Origin of the sequence: Amycolatopsis sp. lyj-346 (assembly GCF_046548975.1) — a bacterium.
Taxonomy (GTDB): Bacteria; Actinomycetota; Actinomycetes; order Mycobacteriales; family Pseudonocardiaceae; genus Amycolatopsis.
On record NZ_JAJPWT010000005.1, the window covers coordinates 224,074 to 241,570 of the forward strand.

The 17,497-nt window shown below is 71.2% G+C and carries 18 protein-coding genes; 9 read left to right on the forward strand and 9 right to left on the reverse strand.

Going from position 1 to position 17,497, the window contains the following annotated elements; translation table 11 throughout:
• Positions 1–12 precede the first annotated feature (12 nt).
• The 4 genes from ACLJQE_RS18680 (at position 13) to ACLJQE_RS18695 (ending at position 3,791) form a co-directional block, all read left to right on the forward strand.
• The gene (locus tag ACLJQE_RS18680) at positions 13–1,206 is read left to right on the forward strand and encodes a pyridoxal phosphate-dependent aminotransferase (RefSeq protein ID WP_410640527.1); all 1,194 of its coding nucleotides are present in this window, start codon (positions 13–15) and stop codon (positions 1,204–1,206) included.
• An 11-nt stretch (positions 1,207–1,217) separates the two neighbouring features.
• The gene (locus tag ACLJQE_RS18685) at positions 1,218–2,144 is read left to right on the forward strand and encodes a phosphotransferase enzyme family protein (protein ID WP_410640528.1); all 927 of its coding nucleotides are present in this window, start codon (positions 1,218–1,220) and stop codon (positions 2,142–2,144) included.
• Positions 2,145–2,207: 63 nt separating this feature from the next.
• The gene (locus tag ACLJQE_RS18690) at positions 2,208–2,897 is read left to right on the forward strand and encodes a TetR/AcrR family transcriptional regulator (protein ID WP_410640529.1); all 690 of its coding nucleotides are present in this window, start codon (positions 2,208–2,210) and stop codon (positions 2,895–2,897) included.
• Between the two features lie 45 nt (positions 2,898–2,942).
• Positions 2,943–3,791: an LLM class F420-dependent oxidoreductase gene (locus ACLJQE_RS18695; RefSeq protein ID WP_410640530.1), complete on the forward strand. Its 849-nt coding sequence runs from the start codon at positions 2,943–2,945 to the stop codon at positions 3,789–3,791.
• Here ACLJQE_RS18695 and ACLJQE_RS18700 read toward each other — a convergent pair whose 3' ends face one another.
• Positions 3,792–4,520 carry a nitroreductase/quinone reductase family protein gene (locus tag ACLJQE_RS18700; protein ID WP_410640531.1) on the reverse strand — a complete coding sequence of 243 codons (729 nt, stop codon included), beginning with the start codon at positions 4,518–4,520 and terminating at the stop codon, positions 3,792–3,794.
• A gap of 219 nt (positions 4,521–4,739) precedes the next feature.
• Positions 4,740–5,567 (reverse strand): hypothetical protein, encoded by an 828-nt coding sequence (locus ACLJQE_RS18705; protein WP_410640532.1) that lies wholly within the window; start codon positions 5,565–5,567, stop codon positions 4,740–4,742.
• Positions 5,568–5,628: 61 nt separating this feature from the next.
• On the opposite strand from ACLJQE_RS18705, the gene ACLJQE_RS18710 reads away from it, so the two are divergent.
• Positions 5,629–7,152: an AMP-binding protein gene (locus ACLJQE_RS18710; protein ID WP_410640533.1), complete on the forward strand. Its 1,524-nt coding sequence runs from the start codon at positions 5,629–5,631 to the stop codon at positions 7,150–7,152.
• Here ACLJQE_RS18710 and ACLJQE_RS18715 read toward each other — a convergent pair.
• From ACLJQE_RS18715 to ACLJQE_RS18740, 6 genes are all read right to left on the reverse strand, one after another.
• Complete coding sequence (locus ACLJQE_RS18715) at positions 7,149–8,255, reverse strand: epoxide hydrolase family protein (RefSeq protein WP_410640534.1); 1,107 nt, start codon at positions 8,253–8,255, stop codon at positions 7,149–7,151. The two genes, ACLJQE_RS18710 and ACLJQE_RS18715, sit on opposite strands and share 4 nt — an antisense overlap.
• A gap of 111 nt (positions 8,256–8,366) precedes the next feature.
• On the reverse strand, positions 8,367–10,667 hold the full coding sequence (locus ACLJQE_RS18720; RefSeq protein ID WP_410640535.1) for a molybdopterin-dependent oxidoreductase: 2,301 nt from the start codon (positions 10,665–10,667) through the stop codon (positions 8,367–8,369).
• Positions 10,668–10,678: 11 nt separating this feature from the next.
• Entirely contained in the window at positions 10,679–11,704 is a 1,026-nt protein-coding gene (locus ACLJQE_RS18725) for an LLM class flavin-dependent oxidoreductase (RefSeq protein ID WP_410640536.1), read from the reverse strand.
• Positions 11,701–12,192: an SRPBCC family protein gene (locus ACLJQE_RS18730; protein ID WP_410640537.1), complete on the reverse strand. Its 492-nt coding sequence runs from the start codon at positions 12,190–12,192 to the stop codon at positions 11,701–11,703. Before ACLJQE_RS18730 ends, ACLJQE_RS18725 begins: the two co-directional genes overlap by 4 nt.
• Positions 12,193–12,261: 69 nt before the next feature.
• Positions 12,262–12,765, reverse strand: a complete 504-nt coding sequence (locus tag ACLJQE_RS18735; RefSeq protein ID WP_410640539.1) for a winged helix-turn-helix transcriptional regulator — start codon at positions 12,763–12,765, stop codon at positions 12,262–12,264.
• Positions 12,766–12,843: 78 nt separating this feature from the next.
• Positions 12,844–13,233 (reverse strand): cupin domain-containing protein, encoded by a 390-nt coding sequence (locus tag ACLJQE_RS18740; protein WP_410640540.1) that lies wholly within the window; start codon positions 13,231–13,233, stop codon positions 12,844–12,846.
• A 43-nt stretch (positions 13,234–13,276) separates the two neighbouring features.
• Between ACLJQE_RS18740 and ACLJQE_RS18745 the strand changes: the two genes are divergently transcribed.
• Positions 13,277–14,242, forward strand: coding sequence for a helix-turn-helix domain-containing protein (locus ACLJQE_RS18745; protein ID WP_410640541.1), 966 nt, complete (start codon positions 13,277–13,279; stop codon positions 14,240–14,242).
• Here the strand turns inward: ACLJQE_RS18745 and ACLJQE_RS18750 are convergent.
• Complete coding sequence (locus ACLJQE_RS18750; RefSeq protein WP_410640542.1) at positions 14,199–14,816, reverse strand: TetR/AcrR family transcriptional regulator; 618 nt, start codon at positions 14,814–14,816, stop codon at positions 14,199–14,201. The genes ACLJQE_RS18745 and ACLJQE_RS18750 overlap by 44 nt on opposite strands.
• 61 nt (positions 14,817–14,877) lie before the next feature.
• Between ACLJQE_RS18750 and ACLJQE_RS18755 the strand changes: the two genes are divergently transcribed.
• From ACLJQE_RS18755 to ACLJQE_RS18765, 3 genes are all read left to right on the forward strand, one after another.
• Positions 14,878–15,342 carry a GNAT family N-acetyltransferase gene (locus ACLJQE_RS18755; RefSeq protein WP_410640543.1) on the forward strand — a complete coding sequence of 155 codons (465 nt, stop codon included), beginning with the start codon at positions 14,878–14,880 and terminating at the stop codon, positions 15,340–15,342.
• Positions 15,343–15,640: 298 nt separating this feature from the next.
• Positions 15,641–15,970, forward strand: a complete 330-nt coding sequence (locus tag ACLJQE_RS18760) for a hypothetical protein (RefSeq protein WP_410640544.1) — start codon at positions 15,641–15,643, stop codon at positions 15,968–15,970.
• Between the two features lie 117 nt (positions 15,971–16,087).
• A complete protein-coding gene (locus tag ACLJQE_RS18765) occupies positions 16,088–17,482 on the forward strand; it encodes an MDR family MFS transporter (RefSeq protein WP_410640546.1) in 1,395 nt (464 codons plus the stop codon).
• Positions 17,483–17,497: the final 15 nt, after the last annotated feature.

Consider the following 17,497-nt stretch of genomic DNA (forward strand, 5'->3'; position numbering starts at 1 on the left):
CGGAGATCACGCGTGCGGCACGGTATGACCACCCACGGCCTTTTCCAGCAGAACAAGGCCCACAGCCCGTCGTTCTTCTCCGTGGCCAGGGCGATGGGACAGCACGCGGACGACCTCGCGGACTTCTGCATCCCCTGCAACCCGTACTTCCCCACCGACGAGATGTTCGGTGAGCTCGAACGGAACCTCCGCACGATCCTCAAGTTCTACCCGAGCGACTCCGCGGCGATCACCGCGCAGCTGGCGAGCGTGCTGCGGCTCAACCCGTCGACGATCTCGCTGGCCAACGGCTCGACCGAGCTGATCACCTGGATCGACCAGCTGCTGATCGGTTCCAGCGTCGCGGTACCGATCCCGACGTTCGGCCGCTGGACCGACCAGCCGATGGAGACCGGCAAGCGCGTCGACATGTTCCTGCTCAAGGAAGCGGACAACTTCGAGCTGCGGGTGGACGAGTACATCGACTTCATCAAGCGCCGCGGCTCCCGGGTCGCGGTGCTGTGCAACCCGAACAACCCCGACGGCGGGTACCTGCCGCGCCGGGAGGTGATCCGGTTCATGGACGCTCTCGAGGACCTCGACCTGGTGGTGATCGACGAGTCGTTCATCGACTTCGTCGAGGTCGAGCGGAACCCGTCGGTGGCCGCCGAAGCCGTCGTCCGGCCGAACGTGATCGTGCTGAAGAGCCTCGGCAAGAACTTCGGGCTGCACGGCATCCGGTTCGGCTACCAGGTTTCGAACCCCGCCCTGACGCGCAAGCTGTCGGCCGCGCTGCCGAAGTGGAATCTCAACTCACTCGCCGAGACCGTGATCTTCATGCTCGCCGAGCACCGCGCGGAGTACGAAAACAGCCTCAAGAAGCTCGCGCTCGACCGGTTCATGATGCATTCGCAGCTCGGGCAGTTCCCGGAGCTGACGGTGTTCCCCTCGCAGGCGAACTTCCTGCTCGTCAAGCTGCCCGCGTCGGTCGACGGCGCCGAGCTGTGCGACTACCTGCTCGCCGAGCACCACCTGCTGGTGCGCCAGTGCGGCAACAAGATCGGCATGACCAGCCAGTTCATGCGTTTCGGGGTGCGACCGGACACCGAGGTCGAGCGGCTGGTCGAGGGACTGCGCGGCGTGGAGCGGCTCGGCGGCGGGCGGCACACGACGCCGACCATCGAGCTGGTCTCGCACTCCCGCGAGCCGGAACGGTCGATCAGCTGAGCACCTGGGCGATGGCCGACTTCCAGGCGAACACCCGGCCGTTCGCCGAGCTCGACCGCGCCGGCCGGACGCGGCGCCTGCGCCGGCTCGCCGAAGCGGCGTTGACGGCCTACGCCGTGCCGGTGGCTCGCCTGACCCCGCTGGCCCACGGGCACAACACGTCGTTCCGCGTCGACGGCGCGGACGGCCACCGGTACGTGCTGCGGGTGCAGCGGCCGGACGGCCCCGGCGTCGCGCAGGTGCGGGCCGAGATGACCTGGCTCGCCACGCTGCGCCGCGAAACCGGCCTGGTCGTCCCGCAGCCGGTGCCGACGCGGGCGCGGGACCTGGTCACCGTGGTCGCCGACCCGGCCGTGCCCGAACCGCGCACCTGCGTGCTCTACCACTGGGTCGAGGGCCGGTTCGTCGACGAGCGGCTCGGCGCGCCGCAGCTGTACGCGGTGGGCGAGTTCACCGCGCGGCTGCACCTGCACGGCGGCCGGATGAACGGCCTCGACCGCGGCCGCGTCGACGACCTGACGGAGTTCGGCCGCACGCAGGTGGACGGCTTCTCCGCCGCGGTCGTCGAACGGGCCGTCGCGGCGGCGGACGGCGACGAACGGATCCGCAAGGCGGTGGCGCGCGCCCGCGCGGTGCGGGCCGAGCTGGGCTACGGCTCCGACGTCTTCGGCCTGGTGCACGGCGACCTGCACCAGGAGAACTACCTGCTGCACCGCGGCCGCGTGCACGCGATCGACTTCGACGACTGCGGGTACGGGCACTACGCCTATGACCTCGCCGTCGCCTGCTCCGCGCTCGCGCACCTGCCTCAGCGCGAAGAGCTGAAGGAGGCGCTCCTGGACGGCTACCGGACGGTGCGCCCGGCCGAGGCCACCACGGACCCGGGGGTGCTGGCCGCCTTCGCCGCGCTCCGCCGCGTCCAGCTCCGCCTTCGCTGACCCCCGCCCGAGGGCACTTTCCCGTGAAAGTGCCCTGTTACAGACTGGCGTTACAATTGCTACATGGCCGGACGATCGAGCAACGCCACCAGCACCCGCGACCGCCTGCTCATGGCCGCCGGCCAGCTCCTGCACGAAGCCGGCGACGGACCGGTGTCGACGCGAGCGATCTGCGAGCGCGCCGGCGTCCAGGCCCCCACGCTGTACCACCACTTCGGCAGCAAGCAGGGCCTGCTCGACGCGGTCGTCAACTACGGCTTCACCCAGTACGTGCAGGCTCCCGAGCCGGGCGGCGACCCGGTGGACCGGATCCGCGCGGGCTGGGATCGGCACGTCGAGTACGGCCTGGAGCACCCGGCGTTCTACGTCCTGCTCTACGGCCAGATCGAGCCGGGTGTCCCGTGCAACCTCACGTCGAGCGCCGAAGCGATGCTGCTGGAGCTGTTCACGCCACTGGCTCGCGACGGCCGCCTGCGCGTCGAAGCGGCGGAGGCCGCGCGGCAGTTCGCGGCGGCCAACAGCGGCGTGACGCTCAGTCTCATAGCCCAGCCCGAGGACCGCCGGGACCCGGCGATGTCCACGCAGGTCAGGGAGTCGGTCCTGGCCGGGCTGCTCGCCGATCGCCCGGCGGAAGGGTCGTCCGTGAGCGCCCTCGCGGTCGCCTTGTCGACCGCGCTCGAGGACGAGCACCGCGCCTTGACGCCGACCGAGCGTCAGCTGCTGCGGGAGTGGCTGCACCGCCTCGCCGCCTGACTGTGCACGCTGACAGCGAGCGCTACATTTGCTACATTGATGCCTATGACAAATATAGTGAAGCAGTTCGGCGTGTTCCTGGCCCCGCACCGCGACGACGTGGTCCGCAAGGAGCAGGCGATCGCGGCGGACGAGCTGGGGTACGGCGCGGTCTGGCTCGGCACCGGCCGCAACTCGGTCGGCGACCTCGCGTTCGTCGAAGACGTCCTCGCCGCCACCGAACGGATCACCGTGGCGACGGCGATCGTCAACATGTGGGTCGACGAGCCGGAAACGCTCGCCGGGTCCTACCACCGGCTCTCGGGCCGGTACGGAAAGCGCTTGCTGCTCGGCATCGGCGTCGGCCACCCGGAGTCGGTCACCGGGTACCGCAGCCCGTACGCCAAGGTCGTCGACTACCTCGACCGGCTCGACGCGGCCGGCGTCCCGGCCGAGGCCCGGGTCCTCGCCGCGCTCGGCGACCGCGTGCTGAAGCTGGCCGCCGAGCGCACCGCCGGAGCGCACCCGTACCTCGTGCCACCCGGGCACACCCGGCACGCGCGGGCGATCCTGGGCGCGGGCAAGCTGCTGGCGCCGGAGCAGAAGGTGGTCGTCGACGACGATCCGGTGGCCGCGCGCGCCATCGGACGGCCGTACGTCCAGACCCCCTACCTCGGCCTGCGCAACTACGTGAACAACCTGCTGCGCCACGGGTACACCGAGGCCGACGTCGCCGGCGGCGGCAGCGACCGCCTGATCGACGACCTCGTCCTGCACGGCACCCCGGAAACCGTCGCCATGGGACTGCGGTCCCATGTGGACGCCGGCGCCGACCACGTGGCCGTGCAGGTGCTCGGCCCGTCACCCCGGGTGGAGCTGGAAAACCAGCGGCGGCTGGCCGAACTGCTGCTCTGATCAGCCGGGCGCGGGCAGCAGGACGTTCAGCGCGGTGACCAGCGTTTCTTCCTCGTAGGCGAAATGTTCGTCCAATGCGGACTGGAGCCGGTCGAACTCCGCGCGGAGCCGGACCGGATCGGCTTCCTGCTCGACGAGCTGCTCGATCTCCTCCTGCAGCCGGGCCACGACGACGTGCTCTTCGTCGAGCTTCGCCAACGTGGGCTTGAGGGCGGGGAACCGCTCGGCCAGCACCGGGAAGATGTTCCTGGCTTCTCCGCCGTGGTGCCGCGTGAGGGCCGTGCAGAAGCCGGCGCACCGCGTGCGCAGCTGCCGCGGGACGCCGCAGTCCAGCTCGGCCCGCATCTCCTTCAGCTCGCCGCGCAGCCAGTCGTGCATCTCGACGAGCCAGTCACCCATGCGGCGGGCGGTGTCGAACCGGTGCAGCTCGACGACGGGCAGGATCCGGGTCGTTCGCTTCTGGTAGTCCGCGAACCCCGGCTCCCGCTCGATCACCTCGGCGAACAGCCGGTCGCGGTCCGGCGGGAGGGCCGCCATCGCCTCGTACGTTTCGGTGTCCGTTTCCACGGTGACCAGCGGGTTTCGCCGGATGTTGTGGTACCAGGCCGGGTGCTTCGGCGCGCCCATCGCCGAGGCGACGACGACCAGCCGGCCGCCGATGTCCAAGGCGCCCAGGGCAACCCGGTGCTTGCGGCCCGTCCGGGCACCGGTCGTGGTGAGCATGATCAAGCTGAGTTGTCCTTTCCGATGACGAAATCACCGGAGGCCGAGAGGCCGACACGGAGGGCACAGCTCTGCCGGGGAAAGGCAGAACGTGTCGATCTCAAGGGGGCTGAGTAGCCACTACCTCCGTGTGTCGGCCCATCCGGGGCACGACTGCACGTTACCAATCGGACCGGCCGCCTGCCATCCTCAATCCGGATAGCCCGGGCCGTGACCGGTCACGGCTCAGCGGGCGGCGTCAGCGGCTTCTCGTGCGGCGGTGGCGGCCGCGTCGGCTTCGTCGAAGGCCGCCTTCGCCGTCTCGAACTCCGCCGTCGCCCGCCCGGCGCGTTCCTCGGCCTCCGCCAGGCGCTCGCGCAGGTCGTCGACGCGGGCGGTGGCCTGCTCGGCCGCGCGCTCGGTGCGGACCAGGTCGCGCTCGGCCACCGCGCGTTCCTTGTCGCGCTCGGCGGCTTCCTTGCGCAGGCGCTCACGTTCCGCGCGGGCCTGCACCCGCTCCTCTTCTTCACGCCGGTGATCCCGCTTCGGCCGGGCCGGTTCGGCCTTGTCCACCAGCTTTCCCGGCCGCTTCCCGGTGGCGGGCGGGACGCTCGCGGCGAGGCTGAACCACTGGTCGGTGTCCTGGTGCGCCACCGACGTCAGCCGCCCGGCGAGCGCCAGTGCGGCGACGTCCGGCTCGGCCGCGACGGCCTCCAGGGTCGCCTCCACCTCACGGGACACCGCGTCGCTCATCGACGGCAGCTCGTGGAGGATCCGCCGCACCAGCTCACCGCGGCGCCGGGTCAGCGCGCGCAGCTCGTCACCGGCCAGGCGGGTGTGCGCGTCCCGCAGCTCGGCACCGAGCTCGGCCAGTTCGCGCAGCTGATCGGAGTCGTCCCTGGCCAGGCCGTTGACGATCGCCGCGGCCGTGGTCGGCTTGCGAAGCTGCTGGATCCGCTTCGCGAGCTCGGCGTCCCCCTCGGCCTTCGCGGCCTTCGCCGCCGCGTTGCGCGCGCTGATGAACTCCGCGAGGTCGCCCCCGTAGAGCTCGCCGGCCACCGTGTCGAAGTCCATCGTGGTCCAGCGAACCACATCGGACTGGTGCCGGCACCCGCGAAGGGGTCATCATCGGGGGATGTTCTTCGATCTGGGTGTCCGGGACTTCCTCGACCGCGCGGAAACGGTGTACCCGGATCGCGTCGCGGTGGTCGACGAGCCCGGCCAGCCCGCGCCGAGCTGGGGCTCGCTCACCTACCGCGAGGTGGCGCGCCGGGCCCGTGCGCAGGCCGCCAACCTCGACGCGCTGGGCGTACCGGCCGGCGGGCGCGTCGCGGTGGTGTCGCACAACGCCGCCCGGCTGCTCGTGTCGTTCTTCGGCGTGTCCGGCTGGGGCCGGATCCTGGTGCCGGTCAACTTCCGGCTGGCACCCGCCGAGGTCAAGTACATAGTGGAGCACTCCGGGGCGGAGGTGCTGATCGTCGACCCGGAGCTGACGCACCTGCTGGACACGGTGACGGCGAAGCACGTGTTCGTCCTCGGCCGCGACGACGACGCCATCTGGGGTGGCGACGGAACGCCCCGGCCCTGGGACGGCGACGAGTCGGCCACCGCGACCGTCAACTACACCTCCGGAACGACCGCCCGGCCGAAGGGCGTGCAGCTCACCCACCGCAACCTCTGGCTGAACGCCGCCGTCTTCGGCCTGCACACGACGTTGAGCGACAACGACGTCCTGCTGCACACCCTGCCGATGTTCCACTGCAACGGCTGGGGGATGCCGTACGCGGTGACCGGCCTCGGCGGGCGGCACATCGTGCTGCGGAAGGTCGACGGCACCGAGATCCTGCGGCGCATCGGCGAACACGGCGTGACGATCCTGTGCGCGGCGCCCGCGGTGGTCACGGCGGCGCTCGACGGCGCCTCGACCTGGGACGGCGAGATCCCCGGCCGCGACCGGGTCCGGATCGTCGTGGCCGGCGCGCCGCCGCCGACGCGCACGATCGAGCGGGTCCGGGCGGAGCTGGGCTGGGAGTTCATCCAGATCTACGGGCTCACCGAGACCGCGCCGCTGCTGACGGTCAACCGGATGCGCAGCGAGTGGGCGGACCTCGACCCGCACGAGCAGGCGCGGCTGCTGGGCCGGGCGGGAACGCCCGCGCTGGGCGTCCGGATCGCCGTCGACGCCGACGGCGAGGTGCTCGCCCAGTCGAACCACAACCTCGACGGCTACTGGGAGAACCCGGCGGAGACGGCCCGCGTCCAGGAGGGCGGCTGGTTCCGCACCGGCGACGGCGGCTCGTTCGAAGACGGCTACCTGACGATCGCGGACCGCAAGAAGGACGTGATCATCTCCGGCGGCGAGAACGTGTCGTCGATCGAGGTGGAGGACGCGCTGAACTCGCACCCGGCGATCCGCGAGGCCGCGGTGATCGGCATCCCGGACGAGAAGTGGGGCGAGCTGGTGACGGCGCTGGTCGTGGTGGACACCGACGTCACCGCCGAGGAGCTGATCCACCACTGCCGCGGGTACCTGGCCGGGTACAAGTGCCCGAAGCGGATCGAGTTCCTGGCCGAGCTGCCCCGGACGGCCACCGGCAAGATCCAGAAGTTCAAGCTCCGCGAGCCGTTCTGGCAGGGGCAGCCCCGCCAGGTCAACTAGCGGACCAGCCGGAAGAACGTCCGCACCTCGTCGGCGAACAGTTCGGGCTGTTCGTACGCCGCGAAGTGGCCACCGCGGGCCGGCTCGTTCCAGTGCCGGATGTCGGTGTACCGCTTCGCCGCCCAGCGCCGCGACGGCCGCGGCATCTCCTTCGGGAAGATCGAACAGCCCACCGGGACGTCGACCGTGTCGTCCGTCGCCTCCGAGAACCACTTCTGCACCTTGCGGATGCTCTCCCAGTACAGCCGCGCGGACGACGCCGCGGTGCCGGTGAGCCAGTACAGCGTGATGTCGTCCAGCAGCTCGTCGCGGGTGAACGGGAAGCCGTCGGACCAGGCGTGGAACTTCTCCACCAGCCAGCCGCACAGTCCCGCCGGGGAGTCGAGCAGGCTGTAGCCGATCGTCTGCGGACGGGTCGACTGCAGCACCGAATACCCGTCTTCCCAGCGCTGAGCCCGTTTCAACGCGTCCAGCGCCGCCCGCTCGGACGGCGTCAGGTCGTCGAACGTCGCCGGGTCCGGCGCCGCGATCGGCGGGTTCAGGTGGATGCCCGCCAGGTGCGCCGCGTCCTGCTGGGCCAGCGACGTCGTGATCGACGTCCCCCAGTCGCCGCCCTGCGCGCCGTACCGCGAGTACCCCAGGCGGGCCATCAACACCGCCCACGCCGCCGCGATCCGCTCGATGCCCCACCCCGGCGACGACGGCTTGTCGCTGAAGCCGTAGCCCGGCAGCGACGGGATCACCAGGTGGAACTCCTCGGACAGCGGCTCGATCACCTTCGAGAACTCCACGAACGAGCCGGGCCAGCCGTGCGTGAGGATCAGCGGCAACGCGGCCGGATCCGGCGAACGCACGTGCAGGAAGTGGATGCCCAGTCCGTCGATTTCGGTGCGGTACTGCGGAAACCGGTTCAGCCGAGCTTCCGTGCGACGCCAGTCGTACTCCGTCGCCCAGTATTCGCACAGCGGACGCAGGTACCCCAGCGGCGTGCCCTGGCTCCAGTCGTCCACGGGCCCCGCTTCGGGCCAGCGCGTCTGCCGCAGCCGTGCACGCAGGTCGTCGAGGTCGGCTTCGGGGACCTCGATCCGGAACGGCGTGATCACGACGGCCCGCAGGTCAGCCGGACCACGCCGGCCAGCGAGACGAACAGGTTCGCGACGATCTTGCGCATGGGCCCCCTCCGGTCAGGGTCCCACTATAAACCTCTTCAACCGTCAAGACCGTCCACTCGCGACGGTCCGGCTGTCCGCCTCCGCCCGGGCCCGCTCCTGTTCGGTCGCGGGTTCCAGGCGTGCCGGGACGTCCTTGTGGTGCGGAGTACCGGCGATCGGGTCGCGATCCAGCGCATCGGTCAGGAGGTTGATCCGCGGGCCGCTGACCACCCGGCGGCCGTCGGCGGCCGGGTGGGCCATGCCGTAGCCGTGCGGCAACGAGAGCTGGCCCGGCCGCAGCGCGGGGTCGGCCTCGGCGCGGACGACCACCCGCCCCGCCGGCGTCACGACGGCCACCCAGTCCCCCGGCGAAGCGCCGATCGAGGCCAGTTCTTCGGGACGCGCACGCAGGGCACCGTCCGGATCCGTGCGGCGCCAGCGCGGGTCACGCAGGATCTGGTTCGCGTTGTGCGCCCGCCGCTGCCCGTTGAGCAGCGAAAACGGGTACGCCGGGTCCGGCCGTTCGGCGGCCGGGTCCAGCGCGGCCAGCCAGTCCAGCAGTTCCGGCACGGCCAGCCGGACGCGCTCGCGGCGCATCAGGTCCCACACCTCGTCCTGCTCGTGCACCGAGAACGGCGTCGGACCGGCCAAGACGCGTTCGAAGAGCTCTTCCCCGAGCTGCGGTCCGGTGGCCGAGCTGCCCAGCGCGCGCTGGACCGGCACGGTCATCGTCTTCGCCGCGCGGTGGCAGCCCGCCCACAGCGGGGCGATCGACGCCGCGCCGCCGGGCAGCGACGCACCCAGGGTGCGGTAGAGCAGCACCGGCAGGATCGCCGCGCGCTCCGGCACCGCGTGGATCAGGGCGCCGAGGGCCGCCTGCAGCTCCGCACGCGGCCGGGCGGCCAGTTCGGCGAGGACCTCGGGCGGCGGCAGGACCCCGAGCGCGTCGAACAGCCGCGCGTAGATCTCGGCCTCGACGAGGGTGCCCGGCAGCGGATCCAGCAGCGGCTGCCGCAGCTGGAAGTAGTTCGTCGGCCACTCGAAGGTGAAGAGCGTGAACTCCCACTTCTCGTGCTGGGACGCCGCGGGCAGCACGTAGTCGGCCAGCGCGGCCGTCTCGGTGTAGGCGACGTCGACGACCACGGACAGTTCCGCGGCCTCGAGCGCGCGCTCGACGTCCCGTGTGCCCGCGAAGGTGTTGGCCGGGTTCGACGACTCCACCCACACCGCGCGGACGTGGTTCGGGTGGTCGGCGAGGACCTCTTCGGCGAGGGTGTTCGCCGGCAGCAGGCCACCGATGTACTCGAAGCCGGTGATCTCGGAGCGCTTACCGGTCGTCGCACCCCACAGTGGCAGCAGCCACGAGTGGAGGTTGTTCGTGCCACGCCTGCCGAAGTGCCCGGTGAGCAGGTACAGCAGCTTCTCGAGGTAGCTGTTCAGCGTCGAGTGCCGCCCCTGCTGGATGCCCAGCTCGACGCGGACGACCATCGCCTTCGCCGCGCACATCAGGTCGACGGCCCGCTCGACGTCCACACGGGACAGTTCGGCGTGCGCGATCCACGCGTCCACCGGCACTTTCGCCAGCACGGCGGCGACCTCGGCGAAGCCTTCGGTCCGTTCCGCGAGGAACCGCTCGTCGACGGCACCCCGTTCGAGCAGCAGCGCCAGGATCGCGCCCAGCAGGTAGGCGTCGGTGCCCGGTCGCAGCGGGAGGTGCAGGTCGGCCAGTTCCGCGGTCTCGGTGCGGCGCGGATCGATCACGACCATCCGGCGGTCCGGGTCGTTCTTGAGCGTGTTCAGCGCGTGCCGGGCGTTGCTGAAGCCGTGGGCCTGCCACGGGTTGCAGCCGAGCACGACCAGCAGGTCACAGTGCTCGACGTCTTCGGCGGTGTGCACCATCGTCGAGCCGAACATCTGCCCGTTGACCCAGAAGTCGCCGGTCTTCTCCTGCGACAGTGCGTTGAAGTGCCGCGTCGAGTTCATCCACTTCAGCAGCGACGCACCGTACGCGCCGCCGGAGTGGTTGCCCTGGCCACCGCCGCCGACGTAGGCGAACGAGCCGGGCCGCCCGGCCGCGGTGTCGGCGTCGCGGATCGCGTGCAGCTTGGCCGCGATTTCGGTGAGCGCGGTGTCCCAGCCGATCGGCTCGTGGGTGCCGTCGGGACGGCGGCGCAGCGGCGTCGTCAGGCGGTCGTCGTGGTCGCCGTACCAGGTCAGGCGCTGGGCTTTCTGGCACAGGTAGCCGCCTGAGCGCGGGTGCGCCCTGTCGCCGCGGACGCGGGTGATCTTCCGGCCGTCGAGCTGCACCTCCAGCCCGCAGTTGAGGTAGCAGAGGCTGCACGCGGTGCGCTGCCACTCGCCCATGGCGTTCCCCTTCACAGCAGGTCCAGTGCGCGCCCGAGGGTCGTCAAACGCGCTTCGAGCGTTTCGCCGGCCGGATAGAACCGGACCGTGTCGATGCCGGCGTCGCGCCAGACGCGCAGGCGTTCGCGCACCATGTCTTCGGTGCCGATCAACGTCGTGCCCAGCACCATTTCGTCGGTGACGAGCGCGGTGGCGCCGTCGCGGTCACCGGCCTGCCAGCGCTCGCGGACCTCGGCGGCGACGTCCGCCCAGCCCTGGCGGCTGTAGGCGTTGTTGTAGAAGTTCGTACTGGCCGAGCCCATCCCGCCGAGGCTGAAGGCGAGCTCCTTCTTGCGACTGCCGACCAAGGCACGCAGCTCGTCTTCGTTGTCCGCGAAGGCGACTTCGGCGCCTTGGCAGACATCGAGGTCCTTACGCTGCCTGCCCGCCTTCGCGAGTCCGGCGTCGAGATGCGCGAAGTACGCGTCGGCGCCTTCGGGCACGAAGCTGGTGCCGAGCCAGCCGTCCGCGACTTCGCCGGTGAGCTCCAGGAGCTTCGGCGACAGTGTCGCGAGGTAGATCGGGATGTCCGGGTTGGGCGCGGCCGACAGCCGCATCGGGCGGGCCTCGCCGGGCAGCGGGATCTCGAACGCCTTGCCGGAGAAGGAGATCTTCTCCCCCGCGAACGCCTGGCGGATGATCTCGACGGTCTCACGCATGCGCGTCAGCGGCTTCGCGAACGGGACGCCGTGCAGGCCTTCGATGACCTGCGGCCCGGACGGGCCGAGGCCGAGCGCGAACCGGCCGCCGGAGAGGTCGGCGAGGGTCAGCGCGGCCTGCGCGATCGCGACCGGCGTGCGCGTGCCCAGCTGGACGATGCCCGAGCCGAGCCGGATCCGGTCGGTGCGGGCGGCGAGGAAGCCGAGCGCGGACGGCGCGTCCGAGCCCCAGGCTTCGGCCACCCAGCAGACGTCGAGACCGAGTTTTTCCGCCTCCAGCACGAAGTCCAGCGTCGTGCGGGTGTCCTTCGAGAACTCGACGGTCGTCGCGGTCCTCATCGGTTTTCGATCCGGGCCTTGATCGCGGCGAGGTTGCCCTGCATCGCCGTCTCGAACTCGCGCATGCGGACGAAAACGATCTTCTGTTCCTTCTCCGGCATCCGGTCGATGGCGAACGACAGCCCGGACCGGCCGGGCCCCATCCGCATCCACTGGCTCAGGCGCGTGCCGCCGTTGTCGGGCTCGAGGGTGAACTTCCAGACGGCGCTGGGCTCGTCGGGGTCCTGCACGGCCCACGCGAACACCCGCGGCGCTTCGCACTCGACGACGTACGAGGTCGTCTCCCACTCGCCGAACGCGTCGTGCTTGCTGCGGCCGAGGAACTTGCGGCCTTCTTCGCACCACTCGACGGACTGCAGTTCCGGGCTCATCGCGGGCATCAGCGAGATGTCCGAGACCAGCGGCCAGACGTCCTCGGGTGCGGCGTCGATCCAGGTCGACACCTCGGCCGTCGGCAGGTCGGCGTACCGCGCGCCCGTCCACTCCATCGTGGTCGCACTCCTCTCGAAGGACCTTCTGACCACGATAGTTGCGTAGATAGACCTACTCTGTCAACGTCACTCTTGCCGGGCGAAGCGCTCCTCGACGTCCGGGCGCTGCGCCAGCCGCGGCGGGAAGCCGGGACCGCGGCGCATCCGCGTGTCGTCCGGCGACATCGGTTCCCCGCAGTCGCCGCAGACGGTTTCGGCGTGCGTGTCGTGCCCGCAGGCGAGGTGGTGCACGGTGATCGGCGGGCCGGCTTCACTCGCGAGCCACTTGTCGCCCCAGCGGGTCATCGCGAGCAGCACCGGGTAGAAGTCGCGGCCCTTCTCGGTGAGCACGTAGTCGTAGCGCACCGGCTCGGTCTGGTACGGCACCTTCTCCAGCAGTCCCTCGTCGACCAGCCGCTTGAGCCGGTCGGCGAGGGTGTTGCGCGCGATGCCGAGCGCCTGCTGGAACTCGTCGAAGCGGCGCACGCCGTAGAAGGCGTCCCGCAGCACCAGCGGCGTCCACCAGTCGCCGAGCAGATCCATGGTGCGCGCGATCGAGCACGGCCACTGCGCGAACGATGTCCGTTTCATGCGGCCGAGGGTACGCCGTCCTGGGAAAGACTCAGCAGGTCAGCCGCATGACGACAGCCGCGACTCGACGACCATCGGTCAGACGAGGTGCCCGGTGGTCACGTCGACGTGGGCCGGGACGTCGTCGTGCGCGTCCCCGACCGAGAGCGTCCCCGACGGCTCGACGAGCAGCACACTCGCCCCCGCCTTCGACGAGGGCTTGTGGAAGGTGCCCTTCGGGACCACGAAGACCTGCCCGCGGCCGAGCGTGACGACGCGTTCGCCCGGATCGCGCAGGCCGATCTCGATCTCGCCGTCCAGGACGAGGAAGAACTCGTCGGTGTGCTCGTGGACGTGCCAGACGTGCTCGCCGTCGAACCGGGCGAGGCGGATGTCGTAGTCGTTGACGCGGGTGACGATGCGCGGGCTCCAGGCGGCGTCGAAGCTCGCGAGGACTTCGTTGAGGTCGATCGGGTTCATGCGGGTCATGGTCGTCCTGGCTTCCCCGGCCCGGGAGTGCTAGGAATCGCACATGCCGCAAGAATTCTCGCACCGGGTCGTCGCGATCGTCACCGAAGAGTCGAACCCGTTCGAGCTGGGCGTCGCGACCGAGCTGTTCGGCCTCCGCCGTCCGGAACTCGACCGGCCCTGGTACGACTTCACGCTCTGCGCGGCGACCCCCTCGGTCCGGATGAACCTCGGGATGTTCACCCTGTCCGGCGTGGCCGGGCTCGAAGCGGCCGACACGGCGGACACCCTGATCGTCCCGGCCCGCCCGGACACCCACGTCCCGACGGCCCCGGCGATCATCGCCGCGATCCGCCGGGCGCACGAGCGCGGAGCCCGCCTGGTGAGCTTTTGCACGGGAGCGTTCGCCCTGGCCGAGGCCGGCGTGCTGGACGGTCGCCGCGCGACCACCCACTGGCAGTGGGCCGCCTCGCTGGCCGCGCGGTTCCCCCGCGTGCACTGGGAACCGGACGTGCTGTTCATCGACGAGGGCAACGTCCTGACGGCGGCAGGCAGCGCGGCCTCCCTGGACCTGGGCCTGCACCTCGTCCACCGCGACCACGGCGCCGAAGTCGTCAACGCGGTGAGCCGCCGCCTGGTGTTCACCGCCCACCGCGACGGCGGCCAGCGCCAGTTCATCGCCCGCCCGGTCCCGGCGGTCCCGGAGACGTCACTGGCCCCGGTCCTGGCCTGGGCGCTGGAGCGGCTGGACACCCCGTTGACGGTGCCGGACCTGGCCACCCGCGCGGCGACGAGCCCGGCGACGCTGCACCGGAAGTTCCGCGCGGAGCTGGGCACGACACCGTTGGCGTGGCTGACGACGGAGCGCGTGACGCTGGCGTGCCGCTTGATCGAGCGAGGCGAGCTGAGGCTGGACCGGGTAGCGGCGTTGAGCGGCTTCGGAACGGCGGCGAACCTGCGGGCGCAGTTACGGCGTCACACGGGCCTCAGCCCGAGCGCTTACCGCCGCCGCTTCGGCCCGGCGGCGTGAGTTCGGCGAGCGCCTCGGCCAGCGCGGCCCGCTGCAACCCCGCCGGATAGGTCTTCGGGTCGGCCGCGGCCAGGACGTTCATCCCCTCCACCAACGCCACCAAGCTCTTCGTCGTCAGCTCCAGCCGCTCGTCCGTCCACTCCGGACGGCAGGCCGCCACCAACCGGTGGATGCGGGCCAGGAACGAACGGTTCGCCGCGCGGTGGCGTTCGGCCAGGTCGTCGTCGGCCAGTGCGGCGGCCAGGAAACCCACCCAGATGCGGGATTCCTCGTGGTGGCCGTGCGGGAGGTCCACCGACTGGCCGAGGACCGCCGCCAACGCCTCGGACGGCTGCGCGCACGCCGCTTCCGCCGCGTCCGCGCGGACCGCCGTGCGTTCGTACAGCAGGTCGCGTGCGTGCAGCAGCAACGCCTTCTTCGTCGGGAACGCGTGCATCACCAGACCGGTCGTGCAGCCGGCGCGCTCGGCGACCGCGCGCAGCGTCAGCCCCGGCAGGCCGTCGTCGGCGAGGACCTGCCAGGTCGCGTTCGACAGCAGGTCGCGCTGCGCCTGGACATCACGCTGTTTCGGCATGGCCGGGAAGCGTAACAGATGCTACGGTAACGTCCGTTACGGAAAGAGGGGGTGTGCCCTGATGATCGGCTCCACACTGACGATCACCCCGGTGACCTGGGACGATCCCGACGCCGTCCGCCTGCGCGAAGCCCAGCGGACCGAACTCGACGCCCGCTACGGCACCGACGACCACGAACCCGGCGCGGTCCCCACCGCCGAGACCGTCGCCGTGTTCCTGCTCGCGCGCGACGCCGGCGGCACCGCCGTGGGCTGCGGTGGCCTGCGGCCGCTCGGCCCCGGCTCGGGCGAGGTCAAACGCATGTACGTCGAGCCGGCGGCCCGTGGCACCGGCGTCGCGGTCGCCCTGCTGCGCGCCCTCGAAGACCACGCCAGGGATCTCGGCATCACGCGGCTGCTGCTGGAAACCGGCACCGGTCAGCCGGACGCGATCCGCTTCTACCAGCGCGAAGGCTACGAACCGATCGAGGCGTACGGGCCTTATCGCGGCGAGCCGCTCTCGCGCTGCTTCGCCCGCGATCTGTGATCGGCCGGCGGGATCGCCTGCGCGACGGCGCGGACTATTTCTCCACTTCGGACGGAATAGCGGAAATGAACGTGCATCCGCACGCCGATTGTGCACGCGCCTTCCGTGATCTTCGGGAAACGGTTGCTGGGAATTGAATCCACCGGTAAGTTGGCGGACCCCGGTGTTCGTCATCGGTCACCGGGGTTCGCGCTGCTCGGCGGAGCGGGGAGGCCACGCCGAGAGAGCGCTTTCCGGCGGTAGGGGTCACCGCCGGGTGCAGGAGGGAAGCTGTGCCTTGGTGTTGCGGGGAACGGTCATGGCCGAGCACGTGACCGAGCCGTACGTGGTCGGGCTGGAAGCCATCGCGGGTGAGCTGCTGCGCGGCAAGTGGTGCGTTTACCTGCACGAATGGCTGGGTGACGACCTGGATCTGCCGAGCTGGCAGGCCGAGGTGGCCGCCCACGCCGAGCACGCCGGCGTCGAGGTGTGCTTCGTCGGGATCCCGCGCAAGGACATGACGCTGGTCGCGAACGTGCGCGCGCTGCCCAGCTTCGAGCAGGTGACGGAATCCGTGGCGGCGCTCGAACACTACCGGGGTTTCGGCGCGGGCAGCCGGAACGTCGTCGCCCGCCGGTCGGCCCGGTGACACGAGCGCGATCCCGCGCTGCCGCACGCCCGGCAACCCGGACGGCAGCCGCCGCGGCGGGCGCCCGGCACCGGCGAGGTTGACTTCAACCTTTCTCGAGCTTTTACCGTCGCAGCCATGACCGATCTCCGCACCGCACCGCCACCGATCCCGCGCACCGTCTGGATTGCCTCCGGAGTGCTGGCGCTCGGCGGCTTCCTGGGCAACATGGACGCTTCGATCGTCGCCGTCGGGCTCGAGTCGATGCGGGACAGCCTCGGCGTCACCCTCGTCGAAATCCAGTGGGTTGCGACGGCGTACCTGCTCGGGCTCTCGGCCGCGCTCCCGCTCACCCCGTGGCTCGGGCGCAAGTTCGGCGCCGGACGGCTGTGGCTCGGCGCACTGGCCGCGTTCCTGGTCACGTCGGTGGCGTGCGCGCTCGCCCCGGACGTGGGCACGCTGATCGGCCTCCGGGCCGTGCAGGGCATGGCCGCCGGCGTCATGGTCACCGCCGGGCAGACCGTGATCGGGCTGGCCGTCGGCCCGGAACGGCTGGGCCGCACCATGGGGACGCTGGCGCTCGTGGTCGGGCTCGCGCCGGTCGTCGGGCCGAGCGTCGGCGGGTTCCTGCTCGCGCACTTCTCGTGGCCGGTGCTGTTCTGGCTGAACCTCCCGATCGGACTGCTCGCCTTCGGGCTGGCCCTGCGGTACGTGCCGCGCGGCGACCGGGAGCAGCCGCCGCCGATGGACTGGCGTGGCCTCGCCATGGTGTCGCTCGGCCTGCCGCTGCTGGTGTACGCGCTCACCGAACTCGCCACCCCCGGCTCGCTCGACATCGCGCTCGCGGCCGTCGGCGCCGCCGCGATGGGGCTGTTCACCTGGCGGTCGCTGCGTACTCCGCACCCGGTGCTGCAGCTGCGGCTCGCCGCGCGGCCGGTGATGGGCGCCGCGCTCGCGTCCGTGCTGCTCGGCGGCGCCGGGATGTTCGGCGCCGTCCTGCTGCTGCCCCTGTGGTTCCAGGTCCGGCTCGGCGCCGGCCCCGCCGAGGCCGGGATCATGCTGGCCCCGATGGGGCTGGCCACGGCGGTGTTCGTGTTCGTCGCCGGGCGAACGACCGACCGCTACGGCGGCGGCACCGTTGCGCTCACCGGATCCCTCGTGGTGCTGGCGAGCACGGTGCCGATGCTGTGGCTCGGCCCGGATTCGCCGGCGTGGCTGATCCAGGCCCTGCTCCTGGTCCGCGGCGCCGGGATCGGGCTGTCGATCATGCCCGCGTCGACGGCGGCGTACGCGTCGGTCGGCGCCGTCGAACTCGGCCACGCCACCGCGCTGGTGAACATCGTGATGCGCGTGGGCGGCGCGCTCGGCGGCGCCCTGTGCGTGATCGTGCTGTCCCAAGGCCTGAACGACGGTCCGGCAACCGGGTTCGGCTGGGCCTTCGGCGTGCTGGCGGTGCTGTGCGTGCTGGGCGCGATGGCCACGGCCTGGCTCCGGCGGGCCGAGCGATCGTCCACAGTGGCCGCGACGGTGTGATTCACCTGGGAAGCT